The sequence below is a fragment of the Embleya sp. NPDC001921 genome (assembly GCF_053594475.1).
Genome location: NZ_JBSFEO010000023.1, coordinates 147,081 through 162,778 on the forward strand (window position 1 = coordinate 147,081; position 15,698 = coordinate 162,778).

Here is a 15,698-nt window from a genome sequence, read left to right on the forward strand (position 1 = left end):
GAAGGAGTTGAGCGATGTCCTCGCAAGCCGGAAACCACGGCAGTACCCCCGCCGCCTGGACCGTGACCATACTGGCGCTGATCGGCTGCACGATCTCCGGCGTCGCGATGATCGCGGCCAACGTGATGTTGTTCTGGGTCGGTGCGGTCGTGGTTTTGGTGGGGTGCGTGGCCGGCGCGGGCATGCGGATGGGTGGTCTCGGCACGGCTCCCGCGCGGCGCTGACGGTTGGCCTCACGCGCGGCCGGCCGGGCCGGTCTTCGGCTGACCTTGGCGTTCGCTCGGTTTGGGTCGGCCTCGAGCGCCGGGCCGGTCGATGGGGTTCCCGGCCGGATCGGTCTCGGGTGCCGGTCGGGTCGGGCGGCGGCGGGGTTTGGTGTGGCGGGCCCCGGGCTGTTCTAGGGTGGGCTCGCCGGTGCGGCGCTTGTGCCTAGGGGGGAATGTGGCCTACGGCTATCCGGGGGCTCCCGGAGGCGGTGAGGAGCGGCCGGATCGGACGCGGGAGTGGAACGCGCCGGCTCGACCGTTCGGGCATGCCATGCCCTATGGGCCGCCGACCACGCCGCCGCCCGCCGGACCGCCGCCCGGGCCGCCGGAGAACTACCTCGCGTGGGCGGTCGTGGCGACGATCTTCTGCTGCTTCCTCGCGGGCGTGCCCGCGCTGCTCGCGGCCACCAGCGTCAACGAGCGTTGGCAGCGCGGCGACGTGGCGGGTGCCCGGCTCGCGTCGTTGCGGGCCCGCAACTGGACCATCGGCACGGTGCTGCTCGGCGTGATCTTCTGGACCACCTGGATGGTGGGCGTGTTCCTGCTCGGCTGGAAAGACACGCTGGGTGACCTCTGACGGTGCGTCCGGACCGCACAATGGGTCGGTGAGCACCCCCGCCCCGCCCGCGCCGAGCACCGGCTTCCGACTGCGCAACCTCGGACTGCCGGCCGTGAGCCTGGCCCTGCTGGGCGCCGCGACCGCCTACGTGGGGCTGGTCGATCCGCGCGAGAGCGGCCACTATCCGCCGTGCCCCTACCTGCTGCTCACCGGCCTGCCCTGCCCCGGCTGCGGCGGCCTGCGCTGTGTGCACGCGCTGACCCACCTCGACCTGCCCGCCGCGCTGGGCTACAACGCGCTCGCGGTCGCGCTGTTCCCGCTGATCGGCGTGTTGTGGCTGCGCTGGGCGGTGCGCACCGCCCGCGCGCGGCCGCGTCGGGGGCTTGCCGACCCCCGCCCGCTGCGGGCTCTGCTGGTGGTCGTGGTGCTCTTCTGGATCGTCCGCGACCTGCCGTTCGGCGCGGCGCTCGCGCCCTGACGCACAGTGATCGCCGGCGATTCCACCGGCCGGACCGTGCGCACGGACCCACCGTGCGACGCCGTATGCTGCCCCCACCTCTTCGGCGGTGCGGCGTGGACGGGTCTGTTCGAATCGGCCTATACCATCGGAGAGCCGGGGGAGCAGGTTCTCCGGACAAACGAGGGGATGTAGGGCGTGAGCGTTCTCGACGAGATCATCGACGGTGTCAACGCCGACCTCGCCGAACGACAGGCCCGCGTATCCCTTGACGAGATCAAGGAACTCGCGGCCCAGGCGCCGGCGCCCCGCGACGCGGAAAGCATCCTGCGCGGCGACGGCATCGCCGTCATCGCCGAGGTCAAGCGCTCCAGCCCCTCCAAGGGCGCGCTCGCCGCGATCGCCGACCCGGCCGGCCTGGCCGCCGACTACGAGTCCGGCGGCGCCTCGGTGATCAGCGTGCTCACCGAGCAGCGCCGATTCGGCGGCTCGCTCGACGACCTCGACGCGGTTCGCGCCGCGGTCGACATCCCGGTCCTGCGCAAGGACTTCATGGTCACCAGCTATCAGCTCTGGGAGGCCCGCGCACACGGCGCGGACGTCGCCCTGCTGATCGTCGCGGCCCTGGAGCAGAACGCGCTGATCTCGCTGATCGAGCGGTCCCGCTCGATCGGTCTCACCACGATCGTGGAGGTCCACGACGAGGAGGAGACCGCCCGCGCGCTCGACGCCGGCGCCACCGTGATCGGGGTCAACGCGCGCAACCTCAAGACCCTCGAGGTGGACCGCAACAACTTCGCCCGGATCGCCCCGCTGATCCCGGACTCGTGCGTGCGCATCGCCGAGTCCGGCGTCCGCGGCCCGCACGACCTGATCGCGTACGCCAACAACGGCGCCGACGCCGTCCTGGTGGGCGAGTCCCTGGTCACCGGTCGCGACCCGCGCAGCTCGGTCGCCGACCTGGTCGCCGCGGGCGCCCACCCGGCGATCCGGCACGGGCGCGGCTGAGAGCGCGTGCGGCGATGAGCATGGACCCGCGACTGGCCAGGGGCTGCAAGCCCCGTGGCTGCCGCGCGCCCGCCCGGCGGGTCCGCGGCCGCCGGGTGCGCTATGTGATCGGTTGCGAGCCCGGCCAGGTGCCGGGCAGCCGATGGCGCCGACACGTTTCCTGACCCACCGTCAGCAACGTGCCGTCTCCACGGCATGCCACACCGACAAGGACCTCGCATGTCCAGCACTGCCCAACAGCCGGACCCCTCCGGCCACTTCGGCGTCTTCGGCGGGCGCTTCCTGCCCGAGGCACTGATCGCCGCCCTCGACGAACTGACCGCCGCCTACGAGAAGGCCAAGGACGACCCGGAGTTCCAGGCCGAGTTCGCCGGCCTGCTGCGCGACTACGCCGGGCGCCCGAGCATCATCACCGAGGCGCCCCGCTTCGCCGAACACGCCGGCGGCGCGCGGATCATCCTCAAGCGCGAAGACCTCAACCACACCGGCTCGCACAAGATCAACAACGTGCTCGGCCAGGCCATCCTGACCAAGCGCATGGGCAAGCCCCGGGTGATCGCCGAGACCGGCGCCGGCCAGCACGGCGTGGCCACCGCGACCGCGTGCGCGCTGCTCGGCCTCGACTGCGTCGTCTACATGGGCGAACTCGACACGCAGCGCCAAGCGCTGAACGTGGCCCGGATGCGCGTGCTCGGCGCCGAGGTGATCCCGGTGTCGATCGGCTCGCGCACCCTCAAGGACGCGATCAACGAGGCGCTGCGCGACTGGGTCGCCAACGTCGACAACACCCACTACCTGCTCGGCACCGCCGCCGGCGCGCACCCCTTCCCGGCGATGGTCCGCGACTTCGTCAAGGTCATCTCGGTGGAGGCCCGACAGCAGGTGCTCGACCTGACCGGCACACTGCCCGACGCGGTCTGCGCGTGCGTGGGCGGCGGCTCCAACGCGATCGGCGCCTTCCACGCGTTCATCCCCGACGAGGGCGTGCGCCTGTACGGCTTCGAGGCGGGCGGCGACGGCGTGGAGACCGGCCGGCACGCCGCCTCGATCACCGGCGGCTCGATCGGCGTCCTGCACGGCGCGCGCACCTACCTGCTCCAGGACGAGTACGGGCAGACCATGGAATCGCACTCGATCTCGGCCGGCCTGGACTACCCGGCGGTCGGACCCGAGCACGCGTGGCTGCACCAGACCGGCCGGGCGACCTACCGGCCGATCGACGACGCCCCCGCGATGGAGGCGTTCCGGCTGCTGTGCCGCACCGAGGGCATCATCCCGGCGATCGAGTCTGCGCACGCCCTGGCCGGCGCGATCGAGGTCGGGCGCGAGCTCGGCCCGGACGCCACCATCCTGGTCAACCTCTCCGGGCGCGGCGACAAGGACATGCACACCGCCGCCAAGTACTTCGATCTCCTCGACGCGGAAGCGGAGCAGTCGTGACCGGCACCGACACCACCACCAGGCTCACGAAGGTGCTGGCCGCCGCCCGCGCCGAGAACCGCGCCGCCCTCGTCGGCTACCTCCCGGCGGGCTACCCCTCCGTCGAGGGCTCGGCCGCCGCGATGCGCGCGATGGTCGAGGGCGGGTGCGACATCATCGAGGTCGGCCTGCCCTACAGCGACCCGCAGATGGACGGCCCCGTCATCCAACGCGCCGTCGAACACGCGCTCGCACACGGCACCAACACCCATCACGTGATCGACAACGTGCGCGCCGTCGCCGAGACCGGCGCCGCGACACTGGTGATGTCGTACTGGAACCCGATCGAACGCTACGGCGTCGAGCGGTTCGCGAGCGAACTCGCCGCGGCCGGCGGCAGCGGGGTGATCACCCCCGACCTGATCCCGGACGAGGCGCACGACTGGATCGCCGCCACCGACCGGCACCACCTCGACCGGATCTTCCTGGTGGCGCTGTCCTCCTCGGACGAACGCGTCGCCTACACCACCCGGCACTGCGGCGGCTTCGTCTACGCCGCGTCCGTCATGGGCGTCACCGGCACCCGGACCTCGGTGAGTTCCGCGGCCGGCGACCTGGTCGCGCGCACCCGCAAGAGCACCGACCTGCCGGTCTGCGTCGGCCTGGGCGTCTCCACCGCCGCCCAGGCGGCCGAGGTCGCCGCCTACGCCGACGGCGTCATCGTCGGCTCCGCGTTCGTGCGCGCCCTGCTGGACGCGCCCGACGAACAGGCCGGCCTGGACGCCGTCCGCGCCCTCGCCGCCGACCTCGCCGAGGGCGTACGCAAGCGCTGACATCCTCGTAAATCATCCATCCCGTGTAAAAACACACCAAAATGTGAACCGGCTGGACGACGGCCGCCGCAGCACTCCCGCGGCGGCCGTTGCCATGCCCGGCGTCACCCCGCCCCCACCCGCATCGGAGGAACCCGCGTTGAGCGCCAACCCCAGGACCAACCGAACATCCGTCATCCTGGCCGTCGTCGGCGTGCTCGTGGCCGCCGTCCTGGCCGCCGTCCTGGGCGTCGTGCTCACCACCGGCGACGACGACAAGGACGACGCCGGCGAGAGCGGTTCGACGACCGGCCCCAAGTCGGCGATCCGCGCCGTCGACCCGGCCACGCTGCCCGCGGCCGTGCAACCCGACGGCGTCATCCGGGTCGGCCGCGCCTCCGCGCCGGTGACGGTCACCGTGTTCGAGGACTTCCGCTGCCCCTTCTGCAAGCGCTTCGAGACCGGCTTCGGCCCACTGCTCGCCGACTACGCCGAGGCCGGGAAGATCAAGGTCGACTACCACATCGCCTCCTTCCTGGACGGCAAACTCGGCGGCACCGGCTCCGTCAAGGCCGCCAACGCCGCACGCTGCTCGGTGGACGCGGGCAAGTTCGCCGCCTACCACGCGGTGCTGTTCACCCACCAGCCCGAGGAATCCGAGGACGGCTACACCGCCGCGCGACTGCTCGAACTCGCCGACCAGGTCCCGGGCCTGCGCGGCGAGGCGTTCGACGCGTGCGTGAACACCGACGCCAACGCCGCGTGGGTGAGCGCCGCCGAAACCGCGTTCGAAAGCTCCGGCGTCTCCGCCACGCCCGCCGTCGCGGTGGACGGAAAAATTCTCGACAGCGGGAACTCGGCCATGCGTTCGCCCGACAACCTCCGTGAACTGCTCGACCAACGCCTGGAGAACCCCGGTAGTGGTAAGGCGGCGCTCGGAGAGGAACCTCAAGCACCTTCCGCCGGTTAGACAGGACATGTGCCGGTCCGGGGTGCGGGGGAGAACCGGACCGGGGTCCCCGCACCTCACCTGTCGTGACGGAGGTCAGACCTTGGGAAGCAAGACGATCGAGCCGGTGGCCCTGTGACGACCACGACGGCCGGCGCGAACGGCACCGCCGCAGGCGGCCCCCTCGCGAAGCTGCGCGCGATCGCGCCCTGGATCGGCCTCGCCGCCAGACTGGGACTGGCCTTCGTCTGGGCCTACGCCGGCTGGGAGAAGGCGCTCGACCCCGACCAGGCCGCCTACGCGGTCCGGGGCTACGACGTACTGCCCGACGACCTCGTCGAGCCGGTCGGCTACGCCCTGCCCTACCTGGAACTGGGCCTTGCCCTGCTCCTGGTGATCGGACTCGGCACCCGACTGGTCGCGTCCTTGTCCGCGCTGCTCCTGCTCGTGTTCATCGCGGGCATCGCGCAGGCCTGGGCCCGCGGCCTGGCGATCGACTGCGGCTGCTTCGGCGGCGGCGGCCCGGTCGAGCCGGACAAGACCGCGTACCTCGAGGAGATCCTGCGGGACTGCGGCTTCATGCTGCTCGCGATCTGGCTGATCGTCTTCCCTCGAACCCGCCTGTCCGCGGACGCCTGGCTGTTCCCCGAGGAACAGCCCTACGTCGACGACCACGCGGACGACGAGGACGAGGACCCGGACCAGGACCAGGACCAGGACCAGGACGAGCGGAACACCGACGCGGACGAGTACCGCGGGGACGCGAACCGGAACCCCGGAACCCGGGAACTGAAAGGCCCTGAGATCACGTGAGCTCGAAGAATTCCGAAGGCAAGCGCACCGCGCGCGAGCGCATGGCCCAGGAGCGCGCACGCCAACAGGCGATCGACAAGCGCAAGCGCGTCATCGTCATCGCCGGCGCCGTGGTGGCCGTCCTCGCGGTCGTCGCCATCATCGGCGTGGTCGTGGGCATGTCCAAGACCAACAAGAAGAAGGGCCCCTGGAAGGACGCGCTCGCCAAGCCGTTCAGCGCCCCCGCCAACCTGTCCGCGGACGGCCTGGGCATCTCGGTGGGCAGCAACCCCAACGCCCCCTCGCTGATCATGTACGAGGACTTCCGCTGTCCGATCTGCCACGAGGTGGAGAAGGCCCTCGGCCCCACCCTGCGACAGATGGCCGACGCCGGCACCATCAAGATCGACTACCACATCGCGTCGTTCCTGGACGGCAAACTCGGCGGCAACGGCTCCAAGTACGCGGCCAACGCCGCCGGCTGCGCGCAGACCGCGGGCAAGTTCGCGCCGTACCACGACACGCTCTTCGCGAACCAGCCCGACGAACTGGACGACAAGTTCGGCAGCCGCTCCTACCTGCTCGACCTCGCCGGCAAGGTCGAGGGCCTGCGCTCGCCGACCTTCGACGCTTGCGTCAACGACCTGAGCGTCGCGGGTTGGGTCAACAAGGTCAATGAGGCGTTCCAGAACGCCAAGATCGGCGACACCCCGGTCACCGGCACCCCGACCGCGGGCATCAACGGCAAGACCATCGACCTGATCGTCAAGGGCCGCGGCCTGGCCACCCCCGACGAGGTGCGCGCCCAGATCCTGGCAGCGATCAAGTAGTCACCGTCCGTCGCACATCGACCGGGCGCGACACCACATTCACCGGTGTCGCGCCCGTTCGCGTGTGCCCGCCCGCACACGTTCGCCCCCACACCCGGTAGCGTCGTACCCGCCATGGACCTCGCATTCATTCCCAGCCCCTCCCGCGGCCAGATCGACCTCGGTCCGATCCCGCTGCGCGGCTACGCGCTGTGCATCATCCTCGGTGTCGTCCTCGCGATCTGGCTCGGCGAGCGACGCTGGGTCGCCCGCGGCGGTCGCCCCGGCACGGTCGGCGACATCGCCGTGTGGATGGTGCCCTTCGGCCTCGTCGGCGGCCGCATCTACCACGTCATCACCACGCCGGGGCCGTACTTCGGCGACGGCGGCGACCCCATGCAGGCGTTCGCCGTGTGGAAGGGCGGCCTCGGCATCTGGGGCGCGATCGCCCTCGGCGCGGTGGGCGCCTGGATCGGCTGCCGCCGCCGGGGCATCCCGCTGCCCGCGCTGGCCGACGCGCTCGCCCCCGGCATCGTGCTCGCCCAGGCCGTGGGCCGCTGGGGCAACTGGTTCAACCAGGAGCTCTACGGCCGCGAGACCGACGTGCCGTGGGCGGTGAAGATCGACGGCGACCACAACGTGATCGACCCCGGCCAGGCCGGCACCTTCCACCCGACCTTCCTGTACGAGTCGCTGTGGTGCGTCGGCGTCGCGGCGCTGGTGATCTGGGCCGACCGCCGGTTCAAGCTGGGCCACGGCCGCGCCTTCGCGCTCTACGTCGCGGGCTACACCGTGGGCCGGTTCTGGATCGAGTACATGCGCGTGGACGACGCCGAACAGGTGCTGGGCATGCGCCTGAACAACTGGACCTCGATCGTCGTCTTCGCCGGCGCGCTCGCCTACATCTGGATCTCGGCGCGCAAGCACCCCGGCCGCGAGGACCCGGCCACGCTGCTCGGGCACGACCGCGGGACGGGCGAAGACGCCGAGGACGAGGACGCCGAGGACACCGGCAAGGCCGAGAAGACCGAGAAGGCGAAGGCGACCGAGGACGTGGCGGACCCGGCGGACGCGAAAGCCGTGAAGGCCGTGAAGTTCGTGAAGGACGCCGAGGGCGCCGGCGACGAACCCGGCGAGGTGGACGAGCCCGCGACCGACGCCGACGCCGGCACGGGCACCGATACCGAGCCCGCCGCCTCGGCCGCGCGCAAGCCCGCCGACAAGGGCTGACCCCGCTCGACCCGAGGCTGCCCCGACCCGCTTTCACCTGCGGGTTCGGGCAGCCTCTCCGGGTTCGGACAGCCTTTCCTGGCCGGCGGCGGGTCCGGCCGAAACGGTAGCGTCGTCGTCCCAGCGTGACGAGAGGGCCGAACGACCTTGAAGACCACCGATACAGCCGCCGACGCCCCGGGCGCCCCGGTCCTGGGACACCAGGACGGCATAGACCACACCCACCGCGACATCGGCGGCGGCTGGCTGCGCCCGGCCGTATTCGGCGCGATGGACGGCCTGGTCTCCAACTTCGCGCTGATCGCCGGCGTCGTCGGCAGCGACGCCACGCCCAAGACCGTCGTGATCACCGGCCTGGCCGGCCTGGCCGGCGGAGCCTTCTCGATGGCGGCGGGGGAGTACACCTCGGTCGCCTCGCAGGGCGAACTCGCCCGCGCCGAGGTCGAGGTGGAACGCCGCGAACTGTGCCGCAGCCCCGAGGCCGAACAACGCGAACTCGCCGAGTTGTACATCGCCCGGGGCCTGGACGAGGACCTCGCCCTCGAGGTCGCCCGCCAACTCTCCCGCGACCCCGAGCTGGCCCTGGAGATCCACGCCCGCGAGGAACTCGGCGTGGACCCGCACGACCTGCCCTCGCCGTGGCTCGCGGCCGGCTCCTCGTTCGCCTTCTTCGCGATCGGCGCACTGCTGCCCCTGCTGCCGTACCTGCTCGGCGCGACCACGCTCACCCCCGCCCTGCTGCTCACCGCGCTCGGCCTGTTCGGCGCGGGCGCCGCGGTCTCCCGGGTCACCGCCCGGCCGTGGTGGTTCGGCGGGACCCGCCAGTTGGTACTGGGCGCCGCCGCGGGCGGACTGACCTACCTGCTCGGCCTGCTGATCGGCCGACAGGTGTGACGGGTGAGGCATACGTAACACGGCGGTAGCGCGGCGACCTCATCCGGAAACGAACGATTCCCACGGGTCGGACACCCAGTTTCGGTGTCGGGATGGTCGGGAATGAGCCAGCTGACATGCCAAGGCGACCGGCGCGGCGCAGCGCTCGAAAGCCCGGCCGGATCACCCTGGAGACCGCATGGTGAGACGGGTTTGTCCCGGGTTCCGGATACACGTACCGATCGTGTAACCTGCACGAAATCGCAGAGGGCCAACGTCGTCCCTGTTGCGCACCACACGCCACGACGACGACGGGAGCGCCCATGCCTCCTGCCATGCCCGCAACTCCGGGCCCCCTCTTCTCCGCGATGCCCGCGGCACAGGGGTTGTACGACCCCCGTAACGAGCACGACGCCTGTGGTGTCGGATTCGTGGCCACGCTCACCGGCGAGCCCAGCCACGACATCGTCGACCAGGCCCTGACCGTCCTGCGGAACATGGAGCACCGCGGCGCCACCGGCGCCGAGGCCGACACCGGCGACGGCGCGGGCATCCTGATCCAGGTTCCGGACGCCTTCCTGCGCGAGAGCGCGGGCTTCGAACTGCCCGCCGCCGGCGGCTACGCGGTCGGCATCGCCTTCCTGCCCGACGACGACGTGCACGCCGGCCGCGCCAAGTCCTCCATCGAGCGCATCGCCGCCGAGGAGAACCTGCGCGTGCTCGGCTGGCGCGAGGTGCCCACCACGCCCGGCCTGGTCGGCACCATGGCCGCCGAGACCATGCCGCGGTTCGCCCAACTGTTCGTGGCCGGCGTCGACGACACCGTCACCGGGATCGCCCTGGACCGGCTCGCGTTCGCACTGCGCAAGCGCGCCGAGCGCGAGGTCGACGTCTACTTCGCCTCGCTCTCCGCGCGCACCCTCGTCTACAAGGGCATGCTCACCACCGGGCAACTGGAGCCGTTCTTCCCCGACCTGTCCGACCGGCGCCTGGCGTCCGCGATCGGCCTCGTGCACTCGCGGTTCTCCACCAACACCTTCCCGGCCTGGCCGCTCGCCCACCCGTACCGCTTCATCGCGCACAACGGCGAGATCAACACCGTCAAGGGCAACCGCAACTGGATGGCCGCGCGCGAGTCGATGCTCGCCACCGACCTGATCCCCGGCGACCTGAGCCGGCTGTACCCGATCTGCACCCCCGAGGCGTCCGACTCCGCGTCCTTCGACGAGGTCCTGGAACTGCTCCACCTGGGCGGTCGGCCGCTCCCGCACGCCGTGCTGATGATGATCCCCGAGGCGTGGGAGAACCACGCCACGATGGACGCCGCCCGGCGCGCCTTCTACAAGTTCCACGCCACCGTGATGGAGCCCTGGGACGGCCCCGCCTGCGTCACCTTCACCGACGGCACCCGGATCGGCGCGGTCCTGGACCGCAACGGCCTGCGGCCCTCGCGCTACTGGGTCACCGACGACGGCCTGGTCGTGCTCTCCTCCGAGGTCGGCGTCCTGGACATCGACCCGGCGCGGATCGTGCGCAAGGGCCGGCTCCAGCCCGGCCGGATGTTCCTCGTGGACACCCACGCCCGGCGGATCGTCGAGGACGACGAGATCAAGACCGCGCTCGCCGCCGAACACCCCTACCAGGAGTGGCTGCACGCGGGCCTGATCAACCTCGAGGACCTGCCCGAGCGCGAACACGTCGTGCACACGCACGCCTCCGTCTCGCGCCGCCAGCAGACCTTCGGCTACACCGAGGAAGAACTGCGCGTCATCCTGGCGCCGATGGCCCGCGCCGGCGGCGAACCGCTCGGCTCGATGGGCACCGACAGCCCCATCGCCGCGCTGTCCGCCAAGCCGCGGCTGCTCTTCGACTACTTCGTCCAGCTCTTCGCGCAGGTCACCAACCCGCCGCTGGACGCCATCCGCGAGGAACTGGTCACCTCGCTGGGCAGCTTCGTCGGCCCCGAGGGCAACCTGCTCCACCCCCAGCCCGCCGACTGCCGCAACGTCGTCCTGCCCTTCCCGGTGCTGGACAACGACGAACTCGCCAAGCTGATCCACATCAACCTCGACGGCGACCAGCCCGGCCTCAAGGCCGTCACCATCTCCGGGCTCTACCCGGTCGACGGCGGCGGCGCGGCACTGGCCAAGCGACTCGAGGAGATCCGCACCGAGACCACCGGCGCGATCGCCGACGGTGCCCGCATCGTGGTCCTCTCCGACCGCCATTCGGACGCCGAGCACGCGCCGATCCCCTCGCTGCTGCTCACCTCCGCCGTGCACCACCACCTGATCCGCACCAAGACCCGCACCCAGGTCGGCCTGATCGTCGAAGCCGGCGACGTGCGCGAGGTGCACCACATCGCGCTGCTCATCGGCTACGGCGCCGCCGCGGTCAACCCCTACCTCGCCATGGAATCCGTCGAGGACCTGGTCCGCGAAGGCGTCTTCCTCAGCGACATCGCCCCCGAGCAGGCGATCCGCAACCTGATCAAGGCACTCGGCAAGGGCGTGCTGAAGGTGATGTCCAAGATGGGCATCTCCACCGTCGCCTCCTACCGCGGCGCCCAGGTGTTCGAAGCCGTCGGCCTCGCCGCCGACTTCGTCGCCGAATACTTCACCGGCACCACCAGCAAGCTCGGCGGCATCGGCCTGGACGTCGTCGCCGAAGAAGTCGCCCGCCGGCACGCCAAGGCCTACCCGCCCACCGGCATCGCCCCCTCGCACCGCCGACTGGAGATCGGCGGCGAGTACCAGTGGCGCCGCGAAGGCGAACCGCACCTGTTCGACCCCGAGACGGTCTTCCGCCTCCAGCACTCCACCCGCACCCGCCGCTACGACATCTTCAAGAAGTACACCGAGCGCGTGGACGAGCAGTCCAAGCGGCTGATGACGCTGCGCGGCCTGTTCGCGTTCAAGACCGGCACCCGCGAGTCCATCCCGATCGACGAGGTCGAGCCGATCTCCGAGATCGTCAAGCGCTTCTCCACCGGCGCCATGTCCTACGGCTCCATCTCGATGGAGGCGCACCAGACACTGGCCATCGCGATGAACCGCCTCGGCGGCAAGTCCAACACCGGTGAAGGCGGCGAGGACCCCGAGCGGCTGTACGACCCCCAGCGGCGCTCGGCGATCAAGCAGGTCGCCTCCGGCCGCTTCGGCGTCACCAGCGAATACCTGGTCAACGCCGACGACATCCAGATCAAGATGGCCCAGGGCGCCAAGCCCGGCGAAGGCGGCCAACTCCCCGGCCACAAGGTCTACCCGTGGGTCGCCCGCACCCGACACTCCACCCCCGGCGTCGGCCTCATCTCGCCGCCGCCGCACCACGACATCTACTCGATCGAAGACCTCGCCCAGCTCATCCACGACCTCAAGAACGCCAACCCGGCGGCCCGGGTCCACGTGAAGCTGGTCGCCGAGGTCGGCGTCGGCACGGTCGCGGCGGGCGTGTCCAAGGCACACGCCGACGTGGTCCTCATCTCCGGCCACGACGGCGGCACCGGCGCGTCCCCGCTCACCTCGCTCAAGCACGCCGGCGGCCCCTGGGAACTCGGCCTCGCCGAAACCCAGCAGACACTGCTGCTCAACGGCCTGCGCGACCGCATCGTCGTGCAGACCGACGGCCAGCTCAAGACCGGCCGCGACGTCCTGATCGCCGCCCTCCTCGGCGCCGAGGAATACGGCTTCGCCACCGCACCCCTGGTCGTCTCCGGCTGCGTGATGATGCGCGTCTGCCACCTCGACACCTGCCCCGTGGGCGTCGCCACACAAAACCCCGTACTGCGCGAGCGGTACAACGGCCAGGCCGACCACGTCGTCAACTTCTTCGAATTCATCGCCGAAGAAGTCCGCGAACTGCTCGCCGAACTCGGCTTCCGCACCCTGGAAGAGGCCGTCGGCCACGCCGAACTCCTCGACACCAGCGCGGCCATCAGGCACTGGAAGACCGAAGGCCTCGACCTCGCACCGCTCTTCCACGTGCCCGCGCTCGCCGAGGGCACGGCCCTGCACCACACCAGCCCGCAGGACCACGGACTGGCCAAGGCCCTGGACAACCAGCTCATCCAACTCAGCGCCGACGCGCTGGAGAACGGCGAGCGGGTCGTCATCAACCTCCCGGTGCAAAACACCAACCGCACCGTCGGCACGATGCTCGGCCACGAGGTCACCAAGCGCTACCGCGGCGCCGGCCTGCCCGACGACACCATCGACATCACCCTCACCGGCTCCGCCGGCCAATCCTTCGGCGCGTTCCTCCCCAAGGGCATCACCCTGCGCCTGGAAGGCGACGGCAACGACTACGTCGGCAAGGGCCTGTCCGGCGGCCGGATCACCGTCCGCCCGCACCGCGCCGCGACCTTCGCCGCCGAGGACAACATCATCGCCGGCAACGTCATCGGCTACGGCGCCACCGGCGGCGAGATCTACCTGCGCGGCGTCGTCGGCGAACGCTTCTGCGTCCGCAACTCCGGCGCCACCGCCGTCGTCGAAGGCGTCGGCGACCACGGCTGCGAATACATGACCGGAGGCCGCGCCGTCGTACTCGGCCGCACCGGCCGCAACTTCGCCGCCGGCATGTCCGGAGGCGTCGCCTACCTGCTCGACGCCGACCCGAACAACATCAACACCGAACTCGTCGGCGTCGAGGAACTCGACGCCCTCGACAGCGCCGAACTGCACGACGTTGTGCGCCGGCACCACGAGGAGACCGGCTCGGCCGTCGCCGAGACCCTGCTCTCCGACTGGGACGCCGCCTCCCGGCGCTTCACCAAGATCCTGCCCAGGGACTACAAGGCAGTGCTCGCCGCCAAGGACGCCGCCGAGCGAGCCGGTCTCACCGAGACCGAGATCGTCCAGAAGATGATGGAGGCGGTTCATGGCTGACCCGAAGGGCTTTTTGACCACGCCCCAAGAGCTCGGCAAGCGTCGCCCCGTCGACGTGCGCATCCGGGACTGGAAGGAGGTGTACGAGGAGCGCACACTGCTCCCGATCATCACCGAACAGGCCGGCCGCTGCATGGACTGCGGCATCCCGTTCTGCCACAACGGCTGCCCGCTGGGGAACATCATCCCCGAGTGGAACGACCTGGTCTGGCGCGACGACTGGCAGGCCGCGAGCGAACGACTGCACGCGACGAACAACTTCCCCGAGTTCACCGGCCGACTGTGCCCAGCCCCGTGCGAGGCCGCCTGCGTACTCGGCATCAACCAGGCCCCGGTCACCATCAAGAACGTCGAGGTCTCGATCATCGACCGGGCCTGGGACGACAACAACGTCGCCCCGCAACCGCCCGACCGGCTCTCCGGTAAGACCGTCGCGGTGATCGGCTCCGGCCCGGCCGGCCTCGCCGTCGCCCAGCAACTCACCCGGGCCGGCCACACCGTCGCCGTGTACGAACGGGCCGACCGGATCGGCGGACTGCTGCGCTACGGCATCCCCGAGTTCAAGATGGAGAAGCGGCACATCAACCGGCGCATCGAGCAGATGCGCGCGGAAGGCACCAAGTTCTACACCGGCATGCAGATCGGCACCGACCTGGACGCGGCCAAGCTGCGCCGGCGCTACGACTCGGTGGTGATCGCCGCCGGCGCCACCGCCGCGCGTGACCTGCCCATCCCCGGGCGCGAACTCGGCGGTGTGCACCAGGCGATGGAATACCTGCCGTTCGCCAACAAGGTGCAGGAGGGCGACCTGGTCGCCTCGCCGATCGACGTGGCCGGCAAGCACGTGGTGATCATCGGCGGCGGCGACACCGGCGCCGACTGCCTGGGTACCGCGCACCGCCAGGGCGCGGCCTCGGTCACCCAGCTCGAGATCATGCCCCGGCCCTCGGAGGAGCGGCCCACCGCGCAGCCGTGGCCGACGTACCCGATGACCTACCGGGTGGCCAGCGCGCACGAGGAGGGTGGCGAGCGTGTGTACGCGGTCAACACCCAGGAGTTCGTGGCCGGCGAGGACGGCCGGGTCAAGGCGCTCAAGCTGGTCGAGGTCGAGTTCAAGGACGGCCGCTTCGTGCCGGTGTCCGGCAGCGAGCGGGAGATCCCGGCGGACTTCGTGTTCCTGGCGATGGGCTTCACCGGGACCGACCGCTCCAACGGGCTGGTCGAACAGCTCGGACTCGCCCTCGACGAGCGCGGCAACGTCGCGCGCGACGAGAGCTTCGCGACCAACGTGGACGGCGTGTTCGTGGCCGGCGACGCCGGGCGCGGACAGTCGCTGATCGTCTGGGCGATCGCCGAGGGCCGCTCGTGCGCGGCCGCGGTGGACGCGTGGCTCACCGGCGGCACCAACCTGCCGACGCCGATCCGGCCCACCGATCGGCCGCTCACGGTGTGATCCGGCGCGGGTCCGGCGTGGATCCGGCGTGACCCGGTGTGATCGCGCGGTACGAGTTTGAATATGTGACGAAAGTCGCGTGAACGGGAAAGGGCGTCGCCGTTGCGGCGCCCTTTCCGCATGCTGGAAAAGCGCCATATACCGGACGCGGGTACGGCTTACCGGGCGGTAGGAACTAGGCTCTG

General features: G+C 70.9%; 14 protein-coding genes. All 14 read left to right on the plus strand.

Annotated elements, in window-relative coordinates:
• The first annotated feature begins 14 nt into the window (after positions 1–14).
• The 14 genes from ACWCPW_RS26260 to ACWCPW_RS26325 all read left to right on the plus strand — a co-directional run bounded on the left by ACWCPW_RS26260 (position 15) and on the right by ACWCPW_RS26325 (position 15,513).
• The gene (locus ACWCPW_RS26260; protein ID WP_395862501.1) at positions 15–224 is read left to right on the plus strand and encodes an HGxxPAAW family protein; all 210 of its coding nucleotides are present in this window, start codon (positions 15–17) and stop codon (positions 222–224) included.
• Between the two features lie 313 nt (positions 225–537).
• A complete protein-coding gene (locus ACWCPW_RS26265) occupies positions 538–843 on the plus strand; it encodes a CD225/dispanin family protein (protein WP_406295695.1) in 306 nt (101 codons plus the stop codon).
• Between the two features lie 28 nt (positions 844–871).
• The gene (locus ACWCPW_RS26270) at positions 872–1,303 is read left to right on the plus strand and encodes a DUF2752 domain-containing protein (RefSeq protein ID WP_449764041.1); all 432 of its coding nucleotides are present in this window, start codon (positions 872–874) and stop codon (positions 1,301–1,303) included.
• A 177-nt stretch (positions 1,304–1,480) separates the two neighbouring features.
• Positions 1,481–2,290: an indole-3-glycerol phosphate synthase TrpC gene (gene trpC / locus ACWCPW_RS26275; protein WP_449764042.1), complete on the plus strand. Its 810-nt coding sequence runs from the start codon at positions 1,481–1,483 to the stop codon at positions 2,288–2,290.
• Positions 2,287–2,454 carry a tryptophan biosynthesis modulator TrpM gene (gene trpM / locus ACWCPW_RS26280; RefSeq protein ID WP_402231989.1) on the plus strand — a complete coding sequence of 56 codons (168 nt, stop codon included), beginning with the start codon at positions 2,287–2,289 and terminating at the stop codon, positions 2,452–2,454. Before trpC ends, trpM begins: the two co-directional genes overlap by 4 nt.
• Before the next feature lie 55 nt (positions 2,455–2,509).
• Entirely contained in the window at positions 2,510–3,730 is a 1,221-nt protein-coding gene (gene trpB / locus ACWCPW_RS26285; protein ID WP_449764043.1) for a tryptophan synthase subunit beta, read from the plus strand.
• Entirely contained in the window at positions 3,727–4,542 is an 816-nt protein-coding gene (gene trpA, locus ACWCPW_RS26290; RefSeq protein ID WP_449764044.1) for a tryptophan synthase subunit alpha, read from the plus strand. Before trpB ends, trpA begins: the two co-directional genes overlap by 4 nt.
• Positions 4,543–4,585: 43 nt before the next feature.
• Positions 4,586–5,491, plus strand: coding sequence for a DsbA family protein (locus ACWCPW_RS26295; protein WP_449764045.1), 906 nt, complete (start codon positions 4,586–4,588; stop codon positions 5,489–5,491).
• Positions 5,492–5,605: 114 nt separating this feature from the next.
• Complete coding sequence (locus tag ACWCPW_RS26300; RefSeq protein WP_449764046.1) at positions 5,606–6,283, plus strand: MauE/DoxX family redox-associated membrane protein; 678 nt, start codon at positions 5,606–5,608, stop codon at positions 6,281–6,283.
• Entirely contained in the window at positions 6,280–7,092 is an 813-nt protein-coding gene (locus tag ACWCPW_RS26305; RefSeq protein ID WP_449764047.1) for a DsbA family protein, read from the plus strand. Before ACWCPW_RS26300 ends, ACWCPW_RS26305 begins: the two co-directional genes overlap by 4 nt.
• Before the next feature lie 114 nt (positions 7,093–7,206).
• Entirely contained in the window at positions 7,207–8,301 is a 1,095-nt protein-coding gene (gene lgt / locus ACWCPW_RS26310) for a prolipoprotein diacylglyceryl transferase (protein WP_449764048.1), read from the plus strand.
• Between the two features lie 147 nt (positions 8,302–8,448).
• Positions 8,449–9,195: a VIT1/CCC1 transporter family protein gene (locus tag ACWCPW_RS26315; RefSeq protein WP_449764049.1), complete on the plus strand. Its 747-nt coding sequence runs from the start codon at positions 8,449–8,451 to the stop codon at positions 9,193–9,195.
• A gap of 314 nt (positions 9,196–9,509) precedes the next feature.
• Complete coding sequence (gene gltB / locus ACWCPW_RS26320; protein WP_449764050.1) at positions 9,510–14,060, plus strand: glutamate synthase large subunit; 4,551 nt, start codon at positions 9,510–9,512, stop codon at positions 14,058–14,060.
• Entirely contained in the window at positions 14,053–15,513 is a 1,461-nt protein-coding gene (locus ACWCPW_RS26325; RefSeq protein WP_449764051.1) for a glutamate synthase subunit beta, read from the plus strand. Before gltB ends, ACWCPW_RS26325 begins: the two co-directional genes overlap by 8 nt.
• Positions 15,514–15,698: the final 185 nt, after the last annotated feature.